The 6,053-nt window shown below is 59.1% G+C and carries 5 protein-coding genes and 1 pseudogene; all 6 read right to left on the bottom strand.

Features of this window, described 5'->3' with window-relative positions; genetic code table 11:
* Nucleotides 1-3,139: hypothetical protein (locus tag H1Y01_RS05275; protein ID WP_180539226.1), on the bottom strand; the 3,139-nt coding region annotated here is incomplete at its 3' end.
* Nucleotides 3,136-3,552, bottom strand: a complete 417-nt coding sequence (locus H1Y01_RS05270; RefSeq protein ID WP_180539224.1) for a hypothetical protein — start codon at nt 3,550-3,552, stop codon at nt 3,136-3,138. The genes H1Y01_RS05270 and H1Y01_RS05275, both read right to left, overlap by 4 nt.
* Before the next feature lie 88 nt (nt 3,553-3,640).
* Entirely contained in the window at nt 3,641-3,778 is a 138-nt protein-coding gene (locus tag H1Y01_RS19925) for a hypothetical protein (RefSeq protein ID WP_367399767.1), read from the bottom strand.
* Nucleotides 3,779-3,892: 114 nt separating this feature from the next.
* Nucleotides 3,893-4,036, bottom strand: coding sequence for a type II toxin-antitoxin system HicA family toxin (locus H1Y01_RS19920; protein WP_219341293.1), 144 nt, complete (start codon nt 4,034-4,036; stop codon nt 3,893-3,895).
* Nucleotides 4,037-4,099: 63 nt separating this feature from the next.
* Nucleotides 4,100-4,294 (bottom strand): annotated as a pseudogene (locus tag H1Y01_RS19915) (UPF0175 family protein); the annotation flags it as partial.
* A gap of 209 nt (nt 4,295-4,503) precedes the next feature.
* A partial coding sequence (locus H1Y01_RS05250; RefSeq protein WP_180539223.1) for a UvrD-helicase domain-containing protein occupies nt 4,504-6,053 on the bottom strand: 1,550 nt, incomplete at its 5' end.

Raw genomic sequence — 6,053 nt, 5'->3', positions numbered from 1 at the left:
CGGTCGTCGGCGTTGGGTTGGACATCCCGGAGGAGTTCGGCGTGATCTGGGTTGGCAGCGCGAAATTCGAGGTGGAGACGGTGGTGAATGTGGTGGCGTGCCCTTGGCCATCCGTTTGCCCCGTCGCCATGCCGGTCATGTCGTAGGTTGTGTTGAGCGTGTGATCCGGATAGACGGCTGTCGTTACATTGCCGCGGGTAGTGAAGGACGCGGGGTAATTCGTATCGTCATGTTCGCAGACGAACTGAGCGGTAACGTAGCAATTCGGCGTAAGCGCCGCGACGCTGCCGGAATCGTAAGTGTTCGTCACCAGCGTAAGCGCGGCGCCGCCGGATGGGGTCATGGTGGCGCTGTTGAGGAGATTCGTGATGTAGCGGTTGGTATAGGCACAGTCCCCTGAGCCTCCGACCCAACCCCACGGGACGAGCGCTGAGCCGCCCGCCGTGCAGTTTGTCCGATAGGCAGCCGAGTAGGCGCGGGTTGCCGTCCCGGTTGGGGACACGCCCCAATCGAAATAGTTGATCGCCGTCACGTTTCCGTACACATCCACAGTTTGCCCGACGTAGGAGGTTACGCTGTAGGCTTGCCCGGGGTCCAAGGTTCGCTGAGTTTGCGAGATGTAGGAGTTGCTGTTTGCGTCTTGCATCCAGGTGTAAGTGTCGGCTTCGTTGAAAACCCCCGAGGAGTTCCCTCGCTGTAGACTGGCGAGCAGGCCAACGGTTGGGACGGCGGTATTGAAGGTCCAGCAGCGCTCCGCCGCCGCGTTGTTATCGGTCAGGCAGGATGACGGATGCACGGGCGAACTCGGAGCGGCGGCGGCGTAAGCGATCTGGTAAGTGTAAAGCGGCGTCGGCGTGCCGCCGTTCTGGTAAGTTGACGCCGCGTTGGCTGCCATGCCGAGTTGACGCGTTGCAACCTCCATCTGCTCGCGGTTTTGCCCGCTTCCACCAGGGTATTGCTGGGCTTGGTAGGTCCACTCCATCAGACCTCCGTAGGGAAGTTCGGCTGCGGTCATGTCGCCGGACGCGTCGTAAGTAAATCCCGTCGTAAGCGGAATGGCGTTCGCCACCGACGTGAGCGTGTCGACGTTCTGGAAGGTCTCATGCAGCGAGAACGGATCGCTCAGCGTGGCGTTGGCATAGGTGAATGTATAGGTTTCCGCTGTGCCGACGTAATTCGAGATATTGCTCAAGTGCTGAACCCCGCTGGCGTCTGCTACGGCGTAGGTAAAGGCATAAGTGATTCGGGTGGTACTCGAGCCTTCCCATACCGCGCGGACGTCGTCAACCGAAGCAATCCTTCCGCTGGAGTTGGGCCACGATGCGCCCTTTCCCTGGTTGTAGGTAACCAGGATTTGGTTCCCGTTACGGTCTTTGATTTCAGTTGGGTACATCGTCCCATAGTCGGGCTCATCGGCGGCCGAGGCGCAACCCATGGCCCATTGGGTACCGTCCCGAAAGTGCAGGATGTTATTGTACGCGTCGTACCAGACGTAGATACTCTCGGTCGAATACCAGATACTATTGAAATTCTGGTTGAGGTGATATTCGGCGCCGGTGCTATCGACGAATAGATACTGATCGATATCGCCGTAGTACCCGCCCTCCCAGTACGGCGTCAACGAGCCGAACTGGAGCTTCCAGCCATAGCCATACCCGATATCTTCGCCGAGGTTGAACCCCCAGGTTTGGGCGGGACTGGCCTGTCCTTCCATACGCCAGTTTTGCGAGTTGTAAGTGAGATTTAGGGGAACGGTCCAGCCGCCGCGGCCTTGCGGCGTGAGCAACGGAACGCTATAGTTCAGGTTCCCAGTCAGGGTATTGATTTGCTCGCCCGCGCCGCCCCAATAAGTGCCGGTCGAGCGGATTCCGACTTTCCGCGGATCGACACTTCCCATCGGCGGCGTTGTTGTGGCGAAGTATGTAGGCGAGCTATAGAGCCCATGAAAACCGCGATCCTGTTCGGAGTAGTCGTAGGTAGTGTTCGGCGAAACCGTGGGATCGTCGAAGTCGGTTGTTTCCAGGTCGGAGGCGAAGTAACTGAACCCCTGGCCCCATTGAGCGCGGTAGAAGCCGTGCTGCATTACTCCCACGCCGCTGGGATCGGCTGGTTGCGCCCAATGCACTTTCACGTCATTTGGCGTGACGGAAGTGGCGAGCGAGGGAGGCGCGCCATCGTAGCCCGATGATCCGGAAATCGGCGCAGGCGAAACGACGGACCTCGGTCCGAACAGGGCGTTGGCGAAACCGTTGCCGCCGTTCGCGCTGATGGTTTGGATCTGTCCGAGGCCCGGCTGCCCCGTCGGAAGGTACGTTGTCGAAGAGAGAAGATTCCCGTTCAGGATCGTCCAGACCTTGGTGACGCCGCTCGCCGGAAGCGAGAATACAACCGTCCGCATCTGATTGGTGGTCTGGCACGGAACCGCCCAGCTCGATTGGACGGTTGCGGGGTTGCTTGCGTTGTTCTTTTCCCAAGCGACCAGAGTGGCCGAGCAGTTCCCGTGCTGGTCGATCTGCGGGTTCTGGATCTCCATCGCGTGGAAAGTCCCCACCCCCGCGCCGGTGCTGTCGTTGGTTAGCGCCGCGTTGGAACTGGCGCGTACGTATTGGATGTAGGAGCCGCCGGACTGTGTGATGTTGAGGGTGGCGTTCACCTCGTACTCGGTCGAGTTGGAGTCGTTTGAGATCGATTCGGGCGTGATCGTTGTGCCGTAAATGACTGAAATGTAACTGTTCGTGCCCAGCAAGCCGTTGTTGGACGCGAAGGTACCATTGGTTGTCCAGGGTGTAGTCGGCGCCTGCGGGAAGTAATTGGCTCCGGTAACGTAAGTGTAAGTTGGCGGGGCGCTTTGGCTACAGGTGAACGACTGAGGCGAGCCGATGAGATCGGCGTTGTTCTGACCAACGCTGATGATATGGTACTTTCCATCTTGAAGGCTTGGTGGGATCGGCCAACTGAAGCTACCGTTTACAACGGGAACAGATGTCGGACCCGATGAGCCTTCATAAAGCGAGACGGTGCCTGCCGCGGCGTTTCCTGTAACGCCGCCTGCGCATGTCACCTGCGACAGCACCGATTGTGCGCGCAGGTGTGTTGCGAATGCTGCTGCGGCGGCCAAGAGGAAGAGATACTTCTTCACTTTACGCGCACCTCATCGAATTTGGAAAGCGAGAAATTCTTTTTTAGTAGCCGGAATGCGCTCTCCATTGCGGCTAAGTTGGACACGCCCTTCTCCCAGACCTGGATCGAGTTATCGGAGAGAACGTTCTGAAGGGCGGCGCGGTCAATCGCAACGATCTCAATCAACGCATAATTACCGTTGTCACTTATTTGGGAACTGAACCCAAGAATTCGAGTTGTCGCGCCGATTTGTGCCGGAAGGGGCGCATGTTTGGGGCGGCTCACGCTCACACTCGTCTCTGTCGCCGCAGAAACCACCGGAACGATGGCGTAGACGCGGTGATAGGTGTTCGTCGGGTCGACATAACGCTGGCCCGCGTGGAGAAGCGTCGAGGACGTAAGGGCAATTAACAGCACCCAAAAATTGCGCATGGGTTCGATGATAATGCCCTCAGTTCACTCCGTCAACAACTATTTCGTTTCAATCGAAAGAATATCGGGATGAATTTTCGTTTAAGTACTAGTTACTAGCTTTCGGTGTGTCGCATTTATATACGGATGCGGCAATGCCTTCCTCCCGAATGCCCTCGATATGGAACTCGATCGCTTCTTGTATAAGTAGCTCTACCGCATCTCGTGAGTCACCAACCGAGATCACACCGGGCAAGTCCGGCACATGGCGCCACCCGACGTGGGTCCCTTCTCGTAGATCACTGTGTATTTCATCGGTTTCCCTCGCTCTTGTCCAGCCCTACGCTTCGGAGGATTGCTTTCAAAGTCCCAACGGGCACGTCCTTAGTCGAGCGCAACCAACCAAGTTGACCTGCACAGTGACGACTATCCCTTTTTCGGCATGACGAAATTGTCGATGGCTTCCGTTCGTCTTCTTTAGACGCCAGCCACTAGATTCGAGCACCCGAATCAGATCTCTGACTTTCAACGATTAAGAGTAACGCGGAAACCGGAGATTGGAGTTCGCTCAAAGGCCGAGCCGGCGATGAGTCGCACGGTCCTGCTCCAGATCCTTTAACGAGTAATCCAACCAAATTTCACGTTCATTCAGGAAACGGTCAAGTTCGTAACGCGAGCCGAAGCCGAGGACACTTTGCAGTTGCTGAGTGGTCAGCTTACGCTCGCGGTAGGCTTCGCAAGCGACGGCTTCGAGCGCGGCACGAGAAAGGTCCTGGCCGCGCGGGGTTCAGGGCGGCCGAAAGCTTGTCGGGGAGGTCGAGCGTGAGCTCCATGTCGCGAGTATAGCGGTTACCGGGCACCCTGGATCGGGAACCGTAGTACGAGGAGTCCGGCGGTGTCTGAGCGTTGCGATCTATGATCCGATCTTGGATCCGAGGGAGGGTAGAGCGGCGTTTGTGGTGGATTTGTTGGCTAGGATCCTTTTCGACCAACGGCCGCCTTTGCGCTGAGGTCGTCGAGGAATTCTGAAACCGGTGTGGCGCCAGTGACGAGAAGGTAATCGCGGGCGCGGGTGCAGGCGACGTAGAGCAAATGACGCTCGGTGTTGTAGACCTCCTCAAGATCGGAATCGTCGGCGGCCGCTTCGATGCGTTCGGGCGAAGGGATCACTTCGTCGTCGCAGGCCATCACGGCGACTGCGCGAAACTCGAGACCTTTGGCGAGATGCATGGTTCCGATGGAGACGTGACCGATGGCGGATTCGACCGTTTCGTCGAGAACCTTCGATTTCAGTTTGGCTCGCGCTACGGCATCTTGCGCCCGGTTGATTTCCGCCGGCGACCGGACGAAGATCCCGATTTCGTGCGGGGCGATTCGGTCGTTCGTGATGCGATCAGTTAGCCACGCGGCTACTTTCGCTGCTTCAGCGGCGGGGTCGCCGAAGGCCTCGATTACCGGAGGTGGTCCGCTAAAGACGGACGTTGTTCCTTTACGTTCTTCGACGTTGCCGTCGACATCGCTGACCGACGCACCGAGCAGACGGTCGGCCTGGGTGCGAATCTGATGCGAGGTTCGGTAGTTCACCTTCAACGTCGTTGATCGGCCGCGAACATCGATGCCGAGAGCTTTCCAGGAGAAGGGCGGCTGGAAAATGCGCTGGCCGAGATCGCCGGCGAAGAAGAGAGCGTCCGGGCGGTTCTTGGCCAAAGCCGCGAGAAGGCGAAGTTGGGCGACGCTTACATCCTGAGCTTCATCGACCACGATGAAATCGAACGGAGACGAGGCGTCTGCTTTCAGTTTGGCGGCGAGGCGGGTGTAGAGCGTGGCTTCGGTGATGAGTCCGCGTGCGGTGAGGGCCGCTTTCACCGAAGAGAAGATCTCCCACAAGGCGGCGCGCTGGGCTTCGGGGAGACGAGTTTTTCGTCCCAGGCGCGGCACGCTGCGGTAAGTTTCCCAGGAGTCGAGCTGCCACGCGTCGACTACTTCGCACCATTCGGTCATCAGGAAGCGCGGGGTGAATTTGTGACCGGCGACGTGGGCTGCAGCCGCGGCAAGCTGGTCACGGATCTCGCTCGGCGTGGCGATCCGGACTTCCGCGCCGAGGAAGCTTGCGCGATAGAGCCGGCGGGCGGCGGCGTTCATCGAATGCACTTCGACGCGCTCCCCGAGACGCGACTCATGGGCCAGCACACGACGCAACTTCTCGCGCAGCGCACTGGCGAGCGGCTCGGAGAACGTGGTGAGCAGGATGCGAGCTTCAGGATGCTTGCGGGCCAGTGCGGCGGCGCGATGCAGGGCAACGATCGTCTTGCCGGTTCCCGCTGAACCGGCCACACGCGCCGGACCTTTGAAGTCTCGATCGACGAGCTGGCGCTGCGCGGGATGCAAGAAGACGAGCCACTTATCCCACGGATATTCGAGCGCGCGCTCCAACTCTTCGACGTTGCGCATGACGCGGAAACGGCGCTGGGCGTCGGGGTGCGCGAACGGGTCGGCACCGGCCGGGCTGGGCGGCGTGAGTT

Source organism: Nevskia soli, from assembly GCF_903970205.1.
Lineage (GTDB): Bacteria > Acidobacteriota > Terriglobia > Bryobacterales > Bryobacteraceae > Bog-113.
The sequence above is the reverse complement of the archived record's forward strand: the minus strand, read 5'-3'. Positions and strand labels throughout refer to the sequence as shown.